The sequence below is a fragment of the Arthrobacter gengyunqii genome (assembly GCF_023022985.1).
Classification (GTDB): Bacteria; Actinomycetota; Actinomycetes; order Actinomycetales; family Micrococcaceae; genus Arthrobacter_B; species Arthrobacter_B gengyunqii.
This window is the reverse complement of record NZ_CP095461.1, coordinates 534,569-554,907: the sequence shown is the minus strand read 5'-3', so window position 1 is coordinate 554,907 and position 20,339 is coordinate 534,569. Positions and strand designations below refer to the sequence as shown.

At 64.5% G+C, this 20,339-nt stretch carries 14 protein-coding genes, 1 tRNA gene and 1 pseudogene; 9 read left to right on the top strand and 7 right to left on the bottom strand.

Annotation, left to right across the window (positions count from 1 at the left end; all coding sequences use genetic code 11):
• Positions 1 to 14: 14 nt before the first annotated feature.
• From MUG94_RS17310 to MUG94_RS02615, 5 genes and pseudogenes are all read left to right on the top strand, one after another.
• Positions 15 to 332: pseudogene (locus MUG94_RS17310) on the top strand (DUF6507 family protein); the annotation flags it as partial.
• Positions 333 to 598: 266 nt separating this feature from the next.
• Positions 599 to 964: a hypothetical protein gene (locus tag MUG94_RS02630; protein WP_227892706.1), complete on the top strand. Its 366-nt coding sequence runs from the start codon at positions 599 to 601 to the stop codon at positions 962 to 964.
• 57 nt (positions 965 to 1,021) lie between these two features.
• Positions 1,022 to 1,543, top strand: a complete 522-nt coding sequence (locus tag MUG94_RS02625; RefSeq protein ID WP_227909013.1) for a hypothetical protein — start codon at positions 1,022 to 1,024, stop codon at positions 1,541 to 1,543.
• Positions 1,544 to 1,910: 367 nt separating this feature from the next.
• On the top strand, positions 1,911 to 3,731 hold the full coding sequence (locus MUG94_RS02620; protein ID WP_227909014.1) for a BCCT family transporter: 1,821 nt from the start codon (positions 1,911 to 1,913) through the stop codon (positions 3,729 to 3,731).
• Positions 3,732 to 3,980: 249 nt separating this feature from the next.
• Positions 3,981 to 5,534 (top strand): alpha/beta hydrolase, encoded by a 1,554-nt coding sequence (locus tag MUG94_RS02615; protein WP_227909015.1) that lies wholly within the window; start codon positions 3,981 to 3,983, stop codon positions 5,532 to 5,534.
• Positions 5,535 to 5,561: 27 nt separating this feature from the next.
• Here MUG94_RS02615 and MUG94_RS02610 read toward each other — a convergent pair whose 3' ends face one another.
• The 5 genes from MUG94_RS02610 to MUG94_RS02590 all read right to left on the bottom strand — a co-directional run bounded on the left by MUG94_RS02610 (position 5,562) and on the right by MUG94_RS02590 (position 12,803).
• A complete protein-coding gene (locus MUG94_RS02610; protein WP_227909016.1) occupies positions 5,562 to 6,983 on the bottom strand; it encodes a sugar porter family MFS transporter in 1,422 nt (473 codons plus the stop codon).
• A gap of 84 nt (positions 6,984 to 7,067) precedes the next feature.
• A complete protein-coding gene (gene sucD / locus MUG94_RS02605) occupies positions 7,068 to 7,970 on the bottom strand; it encodes a succinate--CoA ligase subunit alpha (protein ID WP_104056130.1) in 903 nt (300 codons plus the stop codon).
• Positions 7,971 to 8,008: 38 nt separating this feature from the next.
• Positions 8,009 to 9,178: an ADP-forming succinate--CoA ligase subunit beta gene (gene sucC / locus MUG94_RS02600; RefSeq protein ID WP_227892623.1), complete on the bottom strand. Its 1,170-nt coding sequence runs from the start codon at positions 9,176 to 9,178 to the stop codon at positions 8,009 to 8,011.
• Positions 9,179 to 9,384: 206 nt separating this feature from the next.
• Positions 9,385 to 11,916 carry a DNA helicase PcrA gene (gene pcrA / locus MUG94_RS02595; protein ID WP_227909017.1) on the bottom strand — a complete coding sequence of 844 codons (2,532 nt, stop codon included), beginning with the start codon at positions 11,914 to 11,916 and terminating at the stop codon, positions 9,385 to 9,387.
• Between the two features lie 86 nt (positions 11,917 to 12,002).
• The gene (locus tag MUG94_RS02590; protein WP_227892621.1) at positions 12,003 to 12,803 is read right to left on the bottom strand and encodes an inositol monophosphatase family protein; all 801 of its coding nucleotides are present in this window, start codon (positions 12,801 to 12,803) and stop codon (positions 12,003 to 12,005) included.
• Positions 12,804 to 12,883: 80 nt separating this feature from the next.
• On the opposite strand from MUG94_RS02590, the gene MUG94_RS02585 reads away from it, so the two are divergent.
• Positions 12,884 to 13,519: a hypothetical protein gene (locus MUG94_RS02585; protein WP_227892620.1), complete on the top strand. Its 636-nt coding sequence runs from the start codon at positions 12,884 to 12,886 to the stop codon at positions 13,517 to 13,519.
• Between the two features lie 81 nt (positions 13,520 to 13,600).
• Here the strand turns inward: MUG94_RS02585 and MUG94_RS02580 are convergent, their stop codons facing one another.
• The gene (locus MUG94_RS02580; protein ID WP_227909018.1) at positions 13,601 to 15,742 is read right to left on the bottom strand and encodes an MMPL family transporter; all 2,142 of its coding nucleotides are present in this window, start codon (positions 15,740 to 15,742) and stop codon (positions 13,601 to 13,603) included.
• Between the two features lie 85 nt (positions 15,743 to 15,827).
• Here MUG94_RS02580 and MUG94_RS02575 point away from each other — a divergent pair, with 85 nt between their 5' ends.
• The gene (locus MUG94_RS02575) at positions 15,828 to 16,337 is read left to right on the top strand and encodes a MarR family winged helix-turn-helix transcriptional regulator (RefSeq protein WP_227909019.1); all 510 of its coding nucleotides are present in this window, start codon (positions 15,828 to 15,830) and stop codon (positions 16,335 to 16,337) included.
• Positions 16,338 to 16,404: 67 nt separating this feature from the next.
• Positions 16,405 to 16,478: transfer RNA gene (locus tag MUG94_RS02570), tRNA-Arg, on the top strand.
• 67 nt (positions 16,479 to 16,545) lie between these two features.
• Here MUG94_RS02570 and MUG94_RS02565 read toward each other — a convergent pair.
• Positions 16,546 to 18,450 (bottom strand): ABC transporter ATP-binding protein, encoded by a 1,905-nt coding sequence (locus MUG94_RS02565; protein WP_227909020.1) that lies wholly within the window; start codon positions 18,448 to 18,450, stop codon positions 16,546 to 16,548.
• Positions 18,451 to 18,656: 206 nt separating this feature from the next.
• Here MUG94_RS02565 and MUG94_RS02560 point away from each other — a divergent pair, with 206 nt between their 5' ends.
• Complete coding sequence (locus tag MUG94_RS02560) at positions 18,657 to 20,330, top strand: sensor histidine kinase (protein WP_227909021.1); 1,674 nt, start codon at positions 18,657 to 18,659, stop codon at positions 20,328 to 20,330.
• Positions 20,331 to 20,339 lie beyond the last annotated feature (9 nt).

Below are 20,339 nucleotides of genomic sequence, written 5' to 3'. Positions count from 1 at the left end.
CGGAAGGGGAGCTCATGGTCGCTTACGACATCGACACTGCTACTGTCACGGCTGTCATCCAGGACACGGAAACAGAGTTGTCTTCCCTGACTTCCCTCAGTTCGGATCTCCAGGACGGAGTGGACGCGGTCACGGCTTCACTTTCTTCCAGCCCGGTGGGCCGCGCCTTCAAGAACTATGCGGCCGAGACGCTGTTTTTTGACCTCGGTTCCGCAATGGCCGGCTCCGACCGTGCCGTCCAGTCCGTGAAGGCAGCCGTAGCAGAATATGGGGCCGCCGATCAGGAAATGCGGCTGCGGGCCGAGGCCGCCGCTGCTGCGGTGCCGGCGGCAGCGGGTTCCGGAAACCAGCAGAAACCGCAGCCCGGTGTACGTCCCGGCATTGTGCAGGATCGTGGGCCCCGCGTCGAGCAGGATCGGGCTCCGTCCGTCCCGCCTGCTGCGCCGTCGCCTGTTCCGCCTCCTGCAGCGGCGGCCCCGGGCTTGGTCCCTGCGACGCCGCTGCCTCTGCCCTGGCCCAGACCCTTGCCCTCGCCGCCCCCTCGAGAAGAGCCGGAACCGGAACGCGGAGCTATTGTGCCGCTGCCCGGGCCGCCGCCTTGGAAGCCCATCTGGCCACGGAAGCCCCTTCCGGTCCTGCCGAACCCACTGCTGCGGCTGCCGTATTGGTGGATGCGGCTGCCCCGGTGGAGGCGCCCGCCATGGTGGATGACCCCTCCGGGATGGATGCGTCCGCCGTGGTGGCCGGGTTTGCCCCGGTGGCCCCACGGACCCGGGGCGCAACGGCCTCCCTGGCTCTGGGGATTCTGGCCGATGCCGGGCTGCCCCGGGCCGCATCGCTTGCCGGATCGGGGGTTCCTTCCTCCTCCGGATTACTATTACCCGCTGCTGCCCCTGGAGATTCCCCTGCTGAGAACAGAGCCGCCCGTCGGGCAGATGCTGATCGGCCGCCAGACCATGCCTGACGCCCACGCTCCTGCCGAAGGCGCAGCCAATCCCGGCAGCCGAAAGTGGGGACTGACATGAGCGCCTTCATCGACCTCAGCGGAACGGCCGGTCTGCCAATCCCCTCGGAGCTGGAGGAGAGCGCGGCTGAGATCCTGCATCGGGGCTCCAACGTCAATGATGCCCTTCAGCGCGTGCATGCCAAGTGGTCGCTCCTGGCGGGGGCGTATTCAGCCCCTGAACAAGCCCAGGTCCAGGGTGCCATGGACCGTCCCCGCGACGCAGGGGAAGCTGTGCTCCAGGCTGCCTCCCATGCGGCCACGGCACTGAGGAATTTCGCGGCCGCTGTCGAAGGAATCCGCCGGAAGCGCCTGGAGCTCCAGGCGCAGGCTGTTCTCCTTCTGGAGAAGGAGAACAATGACCTGGCACCGGCCGCGGCGTTGCCGGCCGGAAACCTCCCGCTCAGCCTCCCCGCGTTCCTTCTGCAGAGCAATGCAGACCAGCTGGCACTGGAGCTGAGCGCCGCTGAAGATGAGTGCATGCGTTCCTTGGCGCGGTTGCAGCGCAGCGCCGACGCCCCGGAGCAGCGGGGACTTTAGCAGGTTGTTGCTCCGCTGACAGGATCCCCTGCCCACGGCATTGGTGTGTGTTCCCACACCCCGGCGCGGCCGGAATCCGCACGGGGCCGCGGTTGTGAGCCTTTAAAACAATGACCGGGCTGCAGCCCCGCAGCCGCTAATTTGACTTGAAAGTGCAACCGGGCAAGCCTAAGAGGGACTACGAATCACTACGTATCAGGTGCGGAAGAAACGCATAAGAGGGTCAGCGTCGCTTTCATCACCCGGTAAAAGTCATGCCTGCAGAGTTTATGCCTGCACAATTCCGGGACCAGCAGCCCCCTCTCAAGCCCGCCCGATAATTCCCTGCGGAAACCGGGCATTCTTCCGTTAATTCCAAGGAAGGCCTATGGCTAACACGATTGAAACTTCCCCCCTCCCGGGGGAAGACGCCCTGATTGCAGACGCCGATCCGGACCAGGAATTGCTTCAGCAGCTCCGGGAAACCGAACGGGCCCATGAAGCTGCCCGCAGCACCGACGTCCCGGCCAAATTGGACAAGGTTCTCTTCGGAATCACCGGCGCGCTGGCCATAGCCTTTATTCTCTGGGGCTTCTTCGGGGGTGATTCCCTGGCCACGTCGTCGCAGACGGCCCTGGACTGGGTCATGGCGAACACCGGCTGGCTGTTTGTCCTGCTGGCATCCTTCTTCGTTGTTTACGTCCTGTGGCTTGCCCTTGGACGCTTCGGCAACATTCCGCTGGGCAAGGACGATGAGGAACCGGAGTTCAAGACGCTGTCCTGGATCTCCATGATGTTCGCTGCCGGCATGGGCATCGGCCTGATGTTCTACGGTGTTGCCGAACCGCTGTTCCACTACGTTTCGCCTCCCCCCGGCACAGTGGACGGGCAGACTCCCGAAGCCCTGCGCACCGCCATGGCCACCTCCATGTTCCACTGGGGCCTGCATCCCTGGGCCATGTACGCAATCGTTGGCATCGCCATGGCGTACGGCAGCTACCGGCTGGGCCGCAAGCAGCTCATTTCCTCGACCTTCACCTCGCTCTTTGGCCGGGCACGCGTCGACGGCCCGTTGGGCAAGCTGCTGAATGTCTTCTCCATCTTCGCCACGTTGTTCGGTACCGCAGCCTCCCTTGGCCTGGGCGCACTGCAGATTGGCAGCGGCCTGGAATCGACGACCAGGATCGACACTGTCGGCACCCCGATCCTGGTCGGCATCGTCGCGATCCTGACGGCCTGCTTCGTGGGATCGGCCATGTCCGGAATTTCCAAGGGCATCCAATGGCTTTCCAACATCAACATGGGCCTCGCATTGCTCCTGGCGATCATCGTGTTTATCGCCGGCCCCACCCTCTTTATCCTCAATGTGATTCCCTCCGCCATCGCCGACTATGCCGGCAACATGGCCGAGATGGCCTCACGCACTGAGGCTGTGGGCGACGATTCCATGCGTGCCTGGCTCTCCGGCTGGACGATCTTCTACTGGGCCTGGTGGCTCTCCTGGACGCCGTTCGTTGGCATGTTCATTGCCCGCATCAGCCGCGGCCGGACCATCCGGCAGTTTGTCAGCGGCGTTCTGCTGGTGCCGTTCGTGGTCACCGTCCTGTGGTTCTCGATCTTCGGCGGCGCCGCCATCGGCACGTTGCAGACCGCCGCACCGGGTGAGGCCGATGCCATGACCGCGGCCGCCGGCTCCGACGCAGCACTGTTCGAGCTGTTTGCCCTGCTGCCCATGCCCAACCTGATTGCCGCGGCCGTCGGTATTCTGGCCATGGTGCTGGTGGGCATCTTCTTCGTCACCGGAGCGGACTCCGCATCCATTGTGATGGCTTCCCTGAGCTCCAACGGCTCTGACAAGCCTGCCCGCGCCGTCACCATCTTCTGGGGTGTCCTGACCGGTGCCGTGGCAGCGGTGATGCTTCTGGCCGGTGACGATGCCGATCCATCGACGGCATTGGCCGCCCTGCAGCGCATCACCATCGTGGCTGCACTTCCGTTTGCCCTGGTTATGCTGCTCATGACCGTTGCCCTGGCCAAGGATCTGGCCCGAGACCCGATGGCCCTGCGACGCCGGCTGGCCAGGTCGGTGGTTGAACGGGCCATCGCCTCCGGAGTGGATGAGCACGGCGGATCGACCTTCGATCTGTCCACGCACGAACACGACACCACCTCGCACGACGACGGCGGAGCGCTGCGTCCGCGCAGCTAACTGAAGCCGCCGCGCAGCATTCCGGGGAATGCTGCCACGTCAGCTGCTGCCGCTTCGGCGGCAGCAGCTGACGGCAAGGGCGGATAGTACTAGGCGAGCCGACCGGCCTGAAGCCCCTCCGGTCAGGTGAACCGCCAATCCAACGGATTCGACCTTCCTTCTTGCAGCACCTTCATCCTGTGCATAGCCTCCGACAAGTTACCGATTGGTAACTCGTTTTCCGCCACGCACAGAGACAATGAGGTCCCTATGAGGAAGCATCTTGGCATTCTGGCCGCAGCAGCAGCACTGCTGGGCTCATCCCTGGCAGCAGCTCCCGCCGTCTGGGCGGCACCGGTTCAAGCAGCCGCACCCGCTGTCCGCACCGACGTCGTCATCACGAGTTTTGATGGCACTCCCATTCACACCAACTTCTTTCCGGCCGCAGGTCTTGCCGCCGGGCAGCAGGCGCCCACCGTAATGGTTGGGCCAGGGTTCGGGCTTCCCGGCGGACGCCTCCCTGTCACTTCCACCAGCACCCTCATCGGTTCCATCGGCATCGCTCCCCTGCGCGATGCCGGATACAACGTGGTGACCTGGGACCCGCGCGGCTTCGGCCTCAGCGGCGGCGAGGCCTACATCAACAACCCGCAGTACGAGGGCCGGGACGCCCAGGCCATCGTGGATTACATCGCGGCCCAGCCCGAGGCCCGACTGGATGCCCCGGGGGATCCAGTGCTTGGCATGGCAGGTGCTTCCTACGGCGGCGGCATCCAGTTTGTCCTGGCTTCCCAGGATCCGCGGGTAGACGCCATAGCCCCCACTATCGCCTGGAATGACCTGACCACCAGCCTGTACAAGGAAGGCTCCTTCAAGACGGGCTGGGGTGCCCTGCTCTGCGCCGAAGGCACCGCGCTGGGCCAGCTGGGCTCGCTCGTTGGAAACCAGGGCGCGCTGTCCGCGCCGGTGCGCAAAGCCTGCAAGGAGGGCCTGACCTATCCGAACCGGCTCAGCGCCGAATCCGTGGCGTATTTCGCGTCGCTCACCCCGGACGAGATGTTTACGTCCATCACGGCACCCACCCTGATCATCCAGGGCACCGCTGACACCCTGTTTACGCTCTCCGAAGCCACCCGCAACTATGAACTGATCAGCAGCACCGGAACACCCACCAAGATGCTGCAGTTCTGCGGCGGGCACGGTCTGTGCAACTCCACGGCCGGACCGGACCGCATCACCCCTGCGGTGCTGAACTGGTTCGGCAAGCATCTTCAAGATGCGCCGGTGGATACCGGAGCGGCATTCGAGTTCATTGACCAGCTCGGGGTAACCCGCGCAGCTCCGGACTATCCGGCAGCCACCGGGAGCCTGGCCGGCTCCGGCAAGGGCTCCCTGCTGCTCACGCCGGTCGCCGTCAGCGGCGCGGTTGTTGCTGCTGCAGTGGCACCGTCAGCCGTCAACGTGCCGATCACCGCGCCGGCGGTGACGACGTCGGTCTTTGGCGCCCCGCAGCTGACCTTAACCTACCGCGGATACTCACCCCAGGGCAGCACGCATGTGTACGCGCAGATCATCGACAGAGCCCGGGCGTCGCTGGTGCTGGGCAACCAGGTCACGCCGGTTCCCCTGGTCCTGGACGGCAGGGAACACACGGTAACCGTTCCGCTGGAAGAGGTTTCCTACACGGCGACGGCGGCAAGCCGCCTGGTGCTCCAGGTGACGCCGGCAACGTCCGTCTACGCGCTGCCGAAGGCGACGGCCCTGACCAGCTTCACGGCATCTGTCACGGTGCCGACGGTAGCCGCTTACCCGGTGGTTCCCTAGCCGCCCGGCCAAGAATGTCCCCCGGGGCTAGCGGCGCCGCTCCCCGGGGGACATGCCGCGCAGCTGTGCTTCCACCTGTTCCAGGCTTCGGCCCCGGGTTTCCGGCATGAAGCGCTTCACGAACAGAATCGCGCAGATGCCCAGCGCCACGAAAATGAAGAAGGTGTTGGATATTCCCAGTCCGGCCATCAGCATGGGGAAGGAGAAGCCGACGGCGAAGTTCGTCATCCACTGCACGAAAACGGACAACCCCATGCCCAGCCCCCGGACCCGCAGCGGGAAGATTTCGGCAATCATCAGCCAGGTGACCGGAGAAATGGAGCCTTGCTGAAAAGCCAGGAACAGCACTGTCAGGGACAGCACCACGAAGCCGCGGGCTGTCCCCTCGGGCATCGTGAGGGACGCAGCGCCGATGAGCAGCAGCGTCGTGGAGGTGCCGATCAGGCCCGTGATCAGCATGGGACGGCGCCCGACCTTGCCCAGCAGCCAGATGCCCAGGATCGCTGCGGCCACCGAGACGACACCGTTGGCGATGTTGGCGGTGAGCGCGGCTTCGGTGCCGAATCCGGCGTCGGCAAGGATCTGCGTGCCGTAATACACGATCGCGTTCACTCCGGTGATCTGCTGGACCACGGACATGCCCATGCCGATCAGCAGCACCCGGAACAGCCAGGGTTCGGCGAAGTCCTTAAAGGAACCACGGCGGGTGTCCTCCCCGGCGGCCAGGGCGCGGACGCCGTCGTACTCGGCCTGCGCGGCTTCAGTGCTGCGGATTTTCTGCAGCACCGCCATCATCTGCGGGTAGCGTCCCTGCGCTGCGAGCCAGCGCGGGCTTTCCGGCACAAACTTCATGCCAATCCACAGGGCGATCGCCGGCAGCGAGGCCACGGCCAGCATCCACCGCCAGACGTGTGTTTCCCCGCCCCATGCATTGCCGATGCCCGCGTTGACGGTGAAGGCGGCCAGCTGCCCGGTGACGATCATCAGCTGATCCCGCGTCACCATTTGTCCGCGGCGGTCAGCGGGAGCAATTTCGGACAGGAACATGGGCACGACGGCGGATGCGCCGCCCACGGCCAGGCCCAGCACCACGCGCGCCACCACCATCAGACCCACCGTGGGGGCAGCCGCTGTACCGAGGGCACCTGCGAGGAAGACTACGGCCAACACCGTCAGCAACCGGCGGCGGCCGAACCGGTCAGCGAGCTGGCCGGCGGCAAGGGCCCCGAAGGCTGCTCCGAAAAGGAGGCTTGAAGTAATCAGGCCTTCCGTGAACGGGGTCAGGCCCAGATCCTCCGTCATGAAGGGCAGCGCCCCGTTGATGACACCGGTGTCATAGCCGAACAGGAAGCCACCGAGGGTGGCAATCCAGGAGGCACGCCCCAGCACGCCGCGGTGGCGGTTTCGGCCCTGCCGTGCGGAGGAGGCGGGGGTAAGAGTTGTGGACATCACGTTCTTTCTGGATATAGCCAAGCGCACAAAAACCCCCGCCCGCCGGAAGTACTCCGGCGGACGGGGGCTGATGCGTGCGTGTTAGAGCGCTGCGTAAACTTCGCGCAGCAGGGTGGCGGTCTCGGACGGCGTCTTGCCGACCTTCACGCCAGCGGCTTCAAGAGCTTCCTTCTTGGCCTGTGCGGTTCCTGCGGAACCGGAGACGATGGCGCCTGCATGGCCCATGGTCTTGCCTTCGGGTGCGGTGAAGCCTGCCACGTAGCCCACGACGGGCTTGGTGACGTTGGCCTTGATGAACTCGGCAGCGCGCTCTTCGGCGTCGCCGCCGATTTCGCCGATCATCACGATGGCCTTAGTCTCGGGATCCGCTTCGAACGCCGCCAGGGCGTCGATGTGGGTGGTACCGATGACCGGGTCGCCGCCGATGCCGATGGCGGTCGAGAAGCCCAGGTCCCGCAGTTCGTACATCATCTGGTAGGTCAGGGTGCCGGACTTGGAGACCAGACCGATCGGACCCTTGGAGGTGATGTTGTTGGGGGTGATGCCAACCAATGCTTCGCCCGGAGTGATGATGCCGGGGCAGTTCGGGCCGATGATGCGGGTGACCTGGTTGCCGTCGGCATCCACCTTGGACTGGGCGTGGGCCCAGAACTCGGCGGAATCCTGCACGGGGACACCTTCGGTGATGACGACGACGAGGCCGATGCCGGCGTCGATCGCTTCCATGACGGCGTCCTTGGTGAAGGCCGGCGGCACGAAGACGATGGAGACGTCGGCGTTGGTCTTGTCCATGGCTTCGGTGACGGTGCCGAAAACGGGCAGTTCCACGTCGCCGTGGGTGACCGTGGTACCGGCCTTGCGGGCGTTAACGCCGCCGACAACCTGGGTTCCGGCCTTGAGCATCAGGGCGGTGTGTTTGGTTCCTTCGCCGCCGGTGATGCCCTGAACGATGACCTTGGAGTCCTTGTTCAAAAAGATAGACATAAGGGGATTCTCTTTCTAAAGGTTCGACAGGCTCTGGATCAGCGAGCGGCGTAAGCGAGCTCGGCAGCCTTGTCGGCGCCTTCGTCCATGGTGGTGGCCAGCGTGACCAGCGGGTGGTTGGCTTCGGCGAGGATGCGGCGGCCTTCTTCGACGTTGTTGCCGTCCAGACGGACGACCAACGGCTTGTTGGCTTCGTCGCCCAGGATTTCCAGGGCCTTGACGATGCCGTTGGCGACGGCGTCACAGGCGGTGATGCCGCCGAAGACGTTCACGAACACGGACTTGACCTGCTCGTCGTTCAGGATGACGTCCAGGCCGGCGGCCATGACGGATGCGGAAGCTCCGCCGCCGATGTCCAGGAAGTTGGCCGGCTTCACGTTGCCGTGCTTCTCGCCTGCGTAGGCGACGACGTCGAGCGTGGACATGACCAGACCGGCGCCGTTGCCGATGATGCCAACCTGGCCGTCAAGCTTGACGTAGTTGAGGTCGTTGGCCTTGGCCTTGGCCTCGAGCGGATCAGCAGCGTCCTTGTCTTCCAGCGCGGCGTGGCCGGGCTGGCGGAAGTCTGCGTTTTCATCCAGGGAAACCTTGCCGTCGAGGGCAACGATGTCACCGGCGCCGGTGCGGACCAGCGGGTTGACCTCCACCAGGGTGGCGTCTTCCTTGACGAAGACATCCCACAGCTTGAGGATCGCGTTGACGACGCCTTCGCGCAGTTCCGGCGCGAAGCCGGCGGTGTCGACGATCTCTTCGGCCTTGGCCTGGTCGATGCCCACGGCGGGGTCAACGGCAACGCGAGCCAGGGCGTCGGGGCGCTCTACGGCGAGGACCTCAATTTCCATGCCACCTTCCACCGAGCACATGGCCAGGTAGTTGCGGTTGGCACGGTCCAGAAGAACGGAGAAGTAGAACTCCTCGGCAATGTCAGCGCCCTGGGCGATCATCACGGTGTTGACGGTATGGCCCTTGATGTCCATGCCGAGGATGTCGGAGGCGTACTGGAACGCCTCGTCAGCGGTCTTGGCGACCTTGACGCCGCCGGCCTTGCCTCGGCCACCGACCTTGACCTGTGCTTTGACGACAACTACGCCGCCAATCTTCTCGGCTGCAGCTTTTGCTTCTTCAGGAGTGTGCGCCACGATTCCGGCAAGCACGGGTACACCGTGCGCCTCAAAAAGATCGCGCGCCTGATATTCAAACAGGTCCACGGGCTAGTGTCCTTCTACGTCGAAGTAGGTTTACATTCGATCAAATGATCGCAGAAGCAGATGCATGTAGCCGGTCTGCCTCTCTGGAACTTTAGTCGCTAAGCGCTCAATGCCGTCCATAGACTACCGCTTTAGTGATTAAGCGCACACTTCTATGGTTTGTAGAAATCCGCTGCGGTGGAGTATGAGGCGCAGATTACTTTTCTCTAGGACTCCTTTGTCAACGGCGCGTACCTCAGCAGCAGGCGCTTCTCGCCGACGTCGAACTTCACCTTGGCGACTGTCTTGTCGCCGGAGCCTTCCACCGCGAGCACTGTGCCGTGCCCGAAGGACGTGTGGTTGACTTTGTCCCCCGGCGCCACTGAAATGACTTCCTTCTGCGGCTGCACCCGCCCAATGGCCTTGGCAACGGGAGCAGCGGAGATGTTGCCGCCGGTGCCGGAGCCCGACGCGGACCCGGCACCCCAGTGCGAGCCGCCGTACCGGCTGGACCCGGCTCCGGAGCTCCCGCCCCAGGCGGGCCGTTCCATCCCTTCGCGCTTCCACTGGATCAGTTCCCCGGGGATCTCCCCGACAAACTGGCTGGCGGGGTTGTACTGGCTCTGCCCCCACATGCTGCGCACTTCAGAACGCGTAATGTAGAGGCGCTTCCGGGCGCGGGTGAGCCCCACATAGGCCAGCCGCCGCTCTTCGGCCAGCTCCGCAGGGTCGGTGGCGGAACGCTGATGCGGGAAAAGCCCCTGCTCCATGCCGGTGAGGAAGACCACCGGGAATTCCAGCCCCTTGGCGGTGTGCAGCGTCATCAGGGTCACCACGCCCTGGCGGCGGGACTCTTCGACGGCGGCCGCCACTTCCTCGGCCGAGCCTTCCGGCGCGTCGGGGATGGAGTCGGCGTCCGCCACCAGGGAGACCTGTTCCAGGAACTCCCCCAGCGACCCCTCGGGATTGTCCTTTTCATACTCCCGGACCACGGCCACCAGTTCAGCCAGGTTTTCCACCCGCGATTCGTCCTGCGGATCAGCGGAGGACCGCAGTTGGGCGAGATAACCGGTTTGTTCCAGCACCGCTTCCAGCGCCGCTGCAGCACCGGACCCGGACGCCACCTCGGACAGGTCATCGATGAGCTTGACGAACCCGTTGACCGCATTCAGCGACCGGGTGGCCAGCCCCGGGGCTTCCCCCGCACGCCGGAGCGCGGCCATGAAGGAAATCCGCTCCCGTTCGGCCAGCGCTGCCACCGAGTATTCGGCCCGGTCACCGATGCCGCGCTTGGGCTCGTTCAGGATCCGGCGCAGGTTCACGACGTCGTCGGAGTTCACCAGCACGCGCAGGTAGGCCAGCGCGTCCTTGATTTCCTTGCGCTCGTAGAACCGGGTGCCGCCGACCACCTTGTAGGGCAGCCCCACGCGGACCAGGACGTCTTCGAGGGAGCGGGACTGGGCGTTGGTCCGGTAGAACACCGCGACGTCGCCCGGGCGCAGACCCTCTTCATCCTGCAGCCGGTCAATTTCCTCGGCAATGAACCGGGCTTCTTCGTGTTCGTTTTCGCCGACGTAGCCAATAATTTTCTCGCCGTTGCCCTCGGCCGTCCACAGGCGCTTTTCCGGCCGGTTCGGGTTGCGGGAGATGACGGCGTTGGCCGCGTTCAGGATGGTCTGCGTGGACCGGTAGTTCTGTTCCAGCAGGATGGTGCGCGCTGTTGGATAGTCCTTCTCGAAGTCGACAATGTTGCGCACATCGGCTCCGCGGAACGCGTAAATGGACTGGTCCGAGTCACCGACCACGGTGAGCTCGGCCGGCGGGATGTCCACCGTGTTGTGTTCACCGGGCACACCCACCAACTCCCGCACCAGCGCATACTGCGCATGGTTGGTGTCCTGGTACTCGTCCACGAGGATGTGGCGGAACCGCCGGCGGTAATACTCGGCCACGCCGGGGAACGCACGGAACATGTAGACCGTCTGGGCGATCAGATCGTCAAAGTCCATGGCGTTGGCCGACCGCATGCGCTCCGTGTAGCCCTTGTAGACGTCAGCGACTGCCTGCTCAAACGGATCGGAGTAGTTGGCCGAGGCGGCAAAGGACTCGTCGTCGATCAGTTCATTCTTCAGGGCGGAGATCTTGTGCATGATCATTTTGGGCGTGAATCGCTTGGGGTCCAGGTCCAGGCCCTTGGCCACCAGCGTGATTAGGCGCAGTGAATCCGCGGAGTCATAGATGGAGAAATTGGAGTTCATGCCCACGGACTTGGCCTCCCGGCGCAGGATGCGCACGCAGGAGGAGTGGAACGTGGAAATCCACATGGTCTTGGCGACGCCGCCCACCAGCGTTTCGATGCGCTCGCGCATTTCCGCCGCGGCCTTGTTGGTGAACGTAATCGCCAGGATCTGGCCGGGGTTGGACCGTCCCGTGGCCATCAAATAAGCAATCCGGTGGCTGAGCACCCGGGTTTTGCCCGATCCCGCTCCGGCCACGATCAGCAGCGGTGAGCCGGCATGCTTCACTGCTTCTTCCTGCTGCGGATTCAGGCCCTGCAGCAGGTCCGCTGCCCGCTTTTCATCAACGCGCGACGGCGTGTGCGGGCGTTCGATGCCGGCGCCCTGCCCGTTCTGCGCGGCACTGTCAGCAGCGGATTCCTTCGAAAGCGAACCGTCTGGTGCGGAATCCGCGGCAGCGGAGCCGGGCTTGCCGGCTTCGCTCTTGGCGGCTGAAAAGTACGGATCAAAAAGATAGTCCATGGTGTTCTTAAGTCTAGGCGCTGGCACCGACCACTCCGGCGGCGGTCATTCTTCCGGGGATTTCCCGCAGGAGGACCTGCGCCCGTTCAGGCCCGCAGGAGCGCGGTTTGGATTTCCCGCACAGCCGACACCGTGCCGGCAATGTGCCAGCGAAAGCCGTTCACTTCGGTGACCGCCGTCGTTCCGCCTGCAGCCCGGACAATGGCCTTGCCCGGCAGCCAGTCCCATTCGGGACAGCTGTGCTGGAACCAGGTTCCCAGCCGGCCGGAGGCCACGCCACCGAGGTCGCAGGAACCCGACCCGAGCATCCGGATGGTGGCGGCGCGGGAGGCCGCAGCAGTCCAGGGACCGGCCACCTCGGCTCGGAGCAGCCAGGTGGGATGCAGGTACGTTCCAGCGCTGAGCCGGTCCAGCGGCGCGTCTTCAAGCTGCGGAACCGGCACCCCGTTCAGGGTTGCGGGATGCCCCTCGCCGCCGACCCACAGCCGGTCCTCCTGCGGCTGGAAGATGGCTCCGAGCAGAACGTTGGGGTCCCCGTCCAGCGATTCCGGCTCGTCCGCCTTCAGTGCAATCGCGGAGCACCAGTAGGTGGATCCGGCGAAGAAGTTGTAGGTCCCGTCCACAGGGTCGATCACCCACGACCTCCCCGACGTGCCGGTGACGCTGGCCCCCTCCTCCCCCACGATTCCGTCATGGGGGCGCAGCTTGCGGATGCGTTCCACTACCAGCTTTTCCGCGGCGTGGTCCGCGGCGGTGACGACGTCGGACACCGTTGTCTTGGCTGTGGCGGTCAGACCTTCCCGGCGCATGCGCAGGGCCAGGGCACCGGCTTCGCGCACCAGGTCTGCCGCAAGGATGAAGTCGTCGTTTGTCGCGTGAGCACTCATTCGGCCAGCCTATCGGGCGGCATCCCGGAACCAAAGGATGGTTTCCGGGCCGCCCGCTGCAGCGGCGATACTCTGTAGGCATGGGAAAAACTCCGGCACAGCGGGCCGCTAAGCATGGCGACAATGCCGTCACGCCGCCGCATTCAGCGAACACCACCACGCCGCGCTCCGAGCAGCAGGCCAAGTCCAACGCCAACCTGATCCTGATCGCGGCTGTCGCCACGACTTTGTTCATGTTCTTCTACCTGCACCTGATGGTGCTGAATCAGATGACGCAGATCTCCAACGGGATGGCCATGCCCGACTCGCTGGTGGGCGGTTACAGCATGGAGTACCTGGCGGACCTTCGCTCGGTCATGGACGCCGATGCACTCGGCCAGCTCAGCTATGTGCACAAGACCGCCGGAACCATCTTCCCGCTGATCTTCGGCTTTACCTGGCTGCTGATCATCGGGCTTAATGCCCGGGGCCGGGTCAAGCGCTGGATCCTGTGGGCTGCCCCGATCCTGTTTGTCATTGTGGACCTGTGGGAAAACGTCGCCATCGACGCAGCGCTGGGGTCGGACACCCTGACCAGCGGCGATGCTGCCCTGGCCAGCATCCTGACCATTGCGCGGTGGGTGCTGTTCGCGCTGAGCCTGCTGGCGTCGGTCATCGCCGTGTTCAGCAAGCCCCGTCCCCGCACGGCGGACAGCCAGGCTTCGACGAAAGCCTAGACGCTTACGACCGACTTCAAGCAGAAAGTGCCTGTCCGGATAATCCGGACAGGCACTTTTCTGTTTCTTATGGGTGAACCGTCAGCGGGTGGAGGCCCGGTGAGCGCCGGCGGGAGCGGCAAGTGAATCCGATCCCGAATCGTCGCTGGACGCCGGGGCCTCGTGCCGGCCGCCGGTGCCGCCCTGTGCGGCAGGGTTGGACGGCCACCAGAACTTGTCGCCCAGGATGAAGGTCAGCGCCGGAACGATGACCGTCCGCACCACCAGGGTGTCCAGCAGGACGCCGATCGCCACGGTGATGCCCACCTGGGTCAGGGTGACCAGCGGCAGTACACCCAGCACAGCGAACACTGCGGCGAGCAGGATGCCGGCACTCGTGATCACACCGCCGGTGGAGCGCAGCGCGCTGAGCATCCCCTGCTTGGTGCCCATGGTCATGGCGTTTTCACGGGCCCGGGTGGTCAGGAAGATGTTGTAGTCCACGCCCAGGGCCACGAGGAAGATGAACGAGTACAGCAGCGTCAGCGTGTCCAGTGCCGGGAAGCCGAGCACGTTCACGAACAGGAACCAGCTGATGCCGGTGCTTGCGACGAACGTGAGGAGAACCGATGCGACCAGCAGCACCGGGGCCACGAGGCTGCGCAGCAGGACGAACAGAACGAGGAACACGAGGATGATCACCGAGGTGACCACCAGGGTCAGGTCATGCTGGTTTGCTGACAGCTGGTCCACGCGTTCGGCGGCTTCACCGCCCACCAGTGCTTCATATTCAGGGGTTTCCGCCAGATCGTTGCGCAGATCTTCAATGAAGGAGTTGGCCTCGGCAGTGCCGGGCTCATACTGATCGACAACGTCGATGCGGCTCACGCCGTTGTTTTCGGAGACCACGTCGGCGCTGGAGACGCCTTCAACAGCGGCAAGTTCTTCCGCCGCGGCGTCCGCGGAATCGGAGTTCACCAGGACAATAACCGGCGAGGTGGAGCCGGCGGGGAAGCCTTCGGCAAGGGTTTCGGCTGCGGTGACGGCCTGCGGCTTCTCGGTGAACTGTTCGTTCTCGCTGAGGCCGATCTGGACGTTGAACAGGAGTGCGCCGGCCGCCAGCAGGACGACGACGGCGGTGCCGGCAATGCGCTTGGGGGCACGCGCCGTGGCCTCTCCGAGCTTCCCCCAGAATTTGCCTTCGCGGGCTGCGTCGCCGACCTTGGGCACGAACGGCCAGAAGAGCTTCCGGCCGAGCAGCACCAGGGCTGCGGGCAGGATGAACAGGGCACTGAGGATGGCCAGCACAATGCCGGTGGCCGCGGAGAAGCCCAGGCCGCGGTAGCTCAGGGTATCGGTAAAGAGCAGCACGAGCAGGGCCAGGATAACCGTGCCGCCGGAAGCGATAATCGCTTCCCGGGTGCGGGTGAGCGCTTTGCCCATGGCCTGGTACTTGGACTCGTGGATGCGCAGTTCTTCGCGGTACCGGGCGATCAGCAGCAGAGCGTAGTTGGTGGCAGCACCAAAGACCAGCACGCTGGTGATGCCCACTGCGGACGGATCAACGTCGATTCCCACTACCGGCGCCAGCAGGTCCACCACCTTCAGCGCAGCCTGTTCGATGGTGGCCACCACGGCCAGGGGAACCAGCCAAAGCCACGGTGAACGGTAGGTGATGAGCAGCAGCAGCGCAACGACGCCGGCCGTCACCGTCAGCAGAATGAAGTTTGCTCCGGAAAAAACACCGGCCAGGTCAGCAGTGAACGCCGCCCCGCCGGTCAGTTCCGCCTTGATGCCTTCGGGGGCAGCATCCGAAATGCTTCCGCGGAGGCTTTCCACCTCGGCCGCAACGGCATCGCCGTCGTCCGCGGCCGCTTTCAGGGTGACCGGAACCAGACCCACCAGGTTGTTTTCCGACACGATCGGCGGAACCTGCGGAGGAGGGCCAACGGCCCCCAGCTCCGTGGCAGCGGCATTAATGTCTGAAATCAAAGCCTGATCAGCGTCGGTCAGTTCGCCGCCGTCCTCCCGGGACACCACGATCAGTGCGGTGGATGTCTGGGCGTCGGGAAACTCTTCGAGGAGTTCGTTGACCTGCGTGGTTTGGTATTTGTCACTGAGGCCTCCGACTGTGGACGCCTCGTTCTCCTGCGCCGGCAAAGCAAAGAGGCCAATGACGACCGCAAGGCTCAGCAGCAGCGTAATCCAGGCCGCTTTGGCCGACTTCACTATCCCTGCGTACATGCTCGCTCCTGGTGCACTAAAAATTGTCTCCAGCAAAAAGTATCTCACTTATAGAGATACTTCAATGTGGAGTTACAGTAGGACGGTGGAAGACAAGGATCTGCGGCGCTGCATCATCAACGCCATCCGTGGCATGAGCCTCGACGGGCAGCGGGTGGCGGATACCTTTGCGCACCGCCACGGGCTCAATACCACCGACATGCGGGCGCTGACGCTGATCATGGAAGCGGAAATCCGTCACGAGGCGCTTACGGCCGGTCGCCTCAGCTCGAAGCTGGGCACCTCCAGCGGCGCCACCACGGCCGTGATCGATCGGCTGGAGCGGATCGGACACATCCGCCGCAACCGTGAGCACGCCGACCGGCGGAAGGTGACGCTTCACTTCGAACCGCTGGCGATGCAGCTGGCGGGAGCCTATTTCGGCCCGCTCGGGGTCCTGACGGATGACGTCATGAACAAATACACCACCGAGGAGCTGGCCACTGTCCACCGGTTCATGGAAGACATGCGGTCGGCCTATGCAGCACACCAGTCTGCACTGCAGGAACCGCCGCCCCCGGCACCCGAAGCCCTGCCGGAACAGGACGCACCGTAAGGCCTGCAGCACCACGGGTTCAGAAACAGGTAAGCTGATAACCGCCTGCCGGCCAGCCCGGCAGTCCGCCCTCGTAGCTCAGTAGGATAGAGCGGCCCTCTCCTAAAGGGCAGGTCGTCGGTTCGATTCCGGCCGGGGGCACTTTTTATGCCCGGGAGCCTTCATGCCCCGGGTTTTTCCATGCCCCGGGCCTGTCCTTACGGTGCCGTCACTGTTCCCCGGCCGAAGCGCCCGCGTCCACGGTTTGCACCGTTTCCACCGCAAACTGCGTGCCGTGCAGCTCCGCGTAGCGTCCGCCCAGCGCCAGAAGTTCAGCGTGGGTACCCTGCTCCGCGATGCGTCCGCCTTCGATCACCAGGATCTTGTCCGCGTTGCGGATGGTGGACAGCCGGTGGGCAATGACGACGGCGGTGCGGCCTTCCAGCGCCTCCCCCAGCGCCGCCTGCACGGCAGCCTCCGAGGTGGAGTCCAAGGCGGCGGTTGCTTCGTCCAGGATGACGATCCGGGGTTGGGCCAGCAGCAGCCGGGCGATGGTCATCCGCTGGCGTTCTCCGCCCGAGAGCCGGTAGCCGCGCTCTCCCACCATGGTGTCCAGGCCGTCGGGAAGGGACCGGATGAGGTCTTCGAGGCGGGCCCGGCGCAGCGCATCCCACACCTGTTCCTCGGTGGCTTCGGGATTGGCCAGCAGCAGGTTGGAGCGGATGCTCTCATGGAACAGGTGCCCGTCCTGGGTGACCATTCCCAGCGCCTGCCGAATGGACGCAAAGCTCACGTCCCGCACATCGGTGCCGGAGAAGCGCACGGCTCCGGAATCGACGTCGTACAGCCGTGAAAGCAACTGGGCAATGGTGGATTTACCGGCGCCGGAGGTTCCCACCAGGGCAACCGTTTGGCCGGGCTCCACCCGGAAGGAAATGCCGTGCAGCACCTCTTCGCCGCCGCGCGAATCGAGCACGGCAACATCCTCCAGCGAAGCCAGCGACACCTTGTCCGCCGTCGGATAGGCGAACCGCACGTCATCGAACTCCACGCCCAGCGGACCGTCCGGCACCGGAACCGGATTTTCCTTTTCGCGGATCAGCGGCTTGAGGTCCAGGATTTCGAAGACCCGCTCGAAGCTCACCACGGCGCTCATGATTTCCACCCGGGCGTTGGCCAGCGAGGTCAGCGGTGCGTACAGCCGGGTCAGCAGCAGGGCCAGGGTCACCACATCACCCGTGTCCAGCCGCCCGGACAGGGCAAAGTAACCGCCGAGACCGTAGACCAATGCCAGAGCGAGGGCGGAGACGAGTGTCAGGGCCGTCACGAAGACGGACTGCATCATGGCCATCTTGACGCCGATGTCCCGCACGCGGGCCGCCCGCACGGAGAATTCCGTGGATTCCTGCTCCGGCCGGCCGAAGAGCTTAACCAGAGTGGCTCCGGGGGCGGAGAACCGTTCGGTCATCTGGGTGCCCATGGACGCGTTGTGGTTCGCTGCCTCCCGGCGCAGCGCAGCGAGCTTCCCGCCCATGCGGCGGGCCGGAATCAGGAACACCGGCAACAGCAGCATCGCCAGGATGGTCACCTGCCATGAGGTGTTGAGCATGACAATCAGCGTCAGGACCAGTGCCACGACGTTGCTCACGACGCCGGAGAGGGTTCCGCTGAAGGCCTGCTGGGCGCCGATCACGTCATTGTTCAGCCGGCTGACCAGCGCACCTGTGCGGGTGCGGGTGAAGAACGCGATCGGCATTTTCTGCACATGGTCGAAGACGGCGGTCCGCAGGTCGAGGATGACCTGCTCGCCGATCCGCGACGAGAACCAGCGGGTAGCCAGGGACACCGCTGCATCGGCCACTGCCACTGCTCCGATGAGCAGAGCCAGTTGGATGACCACGCCGGTCGCGGAGCGGGCCACGATGGCATTAACGACTTCACCCGCCAGCACAGGGGTGGCAACGGCAAGGAAGGCGCCGAGAGTGGACAGCAGGACGAAGCCGATCAGCTGCTTTTTATAGGGAGAAGCGAACGCAACTATCCGTTTGAGTGTCTCCTTGGAGATTTTATTGTTGCTGCCCTTTGCCGTGGAGATCTTGTGAAGAGAACTCCAGGCCGCGCTTTCCATGCTCATGATTCGTCCTCCATTGTTTGCACTCTCCAGCTTAAGCCTCGGCGCTGACACCGGCTTCCGGTTCCGGACCGCCCCGGCCGGCCAGGGCGAAGCAGGGCAAGACGGCCGAAACATAGTGATTCCAGCCACATCATCAGAGGCACGCGCTGATAGGATGCCAATCGCCGGGCCCTTCTCGGGCGCTTGGCACACAACGAAAGGCATCCATGCCCACGGCTCTTCTACCGCTGCAGGAAACGTCCGGTGACGCTGGTGCACAGTACGCGGTGGTGGCAGTCAACAACGATGGTCTCCGGGCTACGGCGGATGCAGTCCTCTGCGCTGCGGGCCTGGCCCCGGTGCACGCCCGTGACGAGTACGAAGCCCTTCGGGCAATCTCTGAACTGGATGTGGTGCTGGGGATTATCGACGCCGATATGTTGGCTTCAGCGAGGCCTGAACAATTTCGGCGGCTGCGGCAGGAACCCTCCGTTGCCGGCCTGCCGGTCATCCTGCTGTCCGGCGACGCCGAGCTGGACATTGAAAGAATGGTACAGCTGAGCATCACCCATTTTGTGGGAGGCAACGTCGAAGGCACGGATCTGGCCAATCGTGTGTCCCTTATCCTGGCGGGCACCCGTGCCACCCGCCGCCGCAAGATCGCTGCTGCCCGCCTCCGGGACAAAGCGCGGGCCGTGTCCGCCGCCCTGCGCGGAACCAACGATCCCCAGCAAATGGCCGCCCTTGCGGTGCAGGGCCTGGGCGAGACGTTTGGCGCCTGCCACGTAAGGATAGAGACCTTTCCGGATGAACGTGTTCCCGAGCTGACAGCGTCCTGGAGCCTGGCAGACGACGCAGCCGGACTTCCATCGCTGCCGCTGGCGGAGGCGAAAACCCTCAGTACCTCGCTGTGCGAACGTGATGACATCCTCCGGGTCGAGGACCACTCTTCCCCCGACGATCCTGACAGGGCTGTGTTTCCCGCGGGCGTTCCGGCCCAGCTTCGGACATCAGTCTTTGCTCCGCTGGCACACGGCGACCAGGTGCTTGGCTACGTGTGGATTGCAGGCACCGCCGGAGCCAGGAGGTGGAGCCGGACGGAGCTGTCGCTAATCCAGCATGTGTGCGGCAACTTGGCGCACTGCCTGGTGCAGGGACACGTCATCACGGCCCAGCGCGAGGTCCTGTCGCGGCTGCGGGAACTCGATCAGGCCAAGACCGACTTCGTGGCCACGGTGAACCATGAACTGCGGACGCCCCTGACGTCAATCACCGGCTATCTGGAACTGATTTTGGACGGCTCCGGCGGTGAGATTCCACCGCGCATGAGGAAGATGCTGGAAATCGTAGGCCGCAATGCCACCCGGCTGGACCAGCTCATTTCCGATTTGCTCACCATTTCCCGCACCGACGCCCATGCGGGCCTGGCCGTGGAGGAACTCGATCTCGGTGAGCTGCTGGAGACCGTAGCCGCCTCCCTTGCCCCCGCCGCCGCTGCCAGTGAGATCACCCTGCAGCTCGGACCGGTGCCGGCACCGCTCCTGGTGGACGGCGACAAGGCACAACTGGAACAGGTTTTCACGAACCTGTTGTCCAATGCCGTGAAGTTCACGCTCCCCGGCGGGACTGTCGATGTGCTCAGCGCGGTGGTCTCCACGGATGCCGGCGCCCAGGTCCGGGTTCAGGTTGCGGACAGCGGCATTGGAATCCCGGAGGCGGACATCCCCAAGCTCTTCCGGCGCTTTTTCCGGGCATCCAATGCAACCTCCGCCGCCATCCCGGGCACCGGCCTGGGCCTGGCCATCGTTCAGGACATTGTGCTCCAGCACGGCGGAGAGCTGGACATCGATTCAACTGTGGGCTGCGGCACCACTGTCACCGTCCACATTCCAGCCCGCTGACGGGCCGGG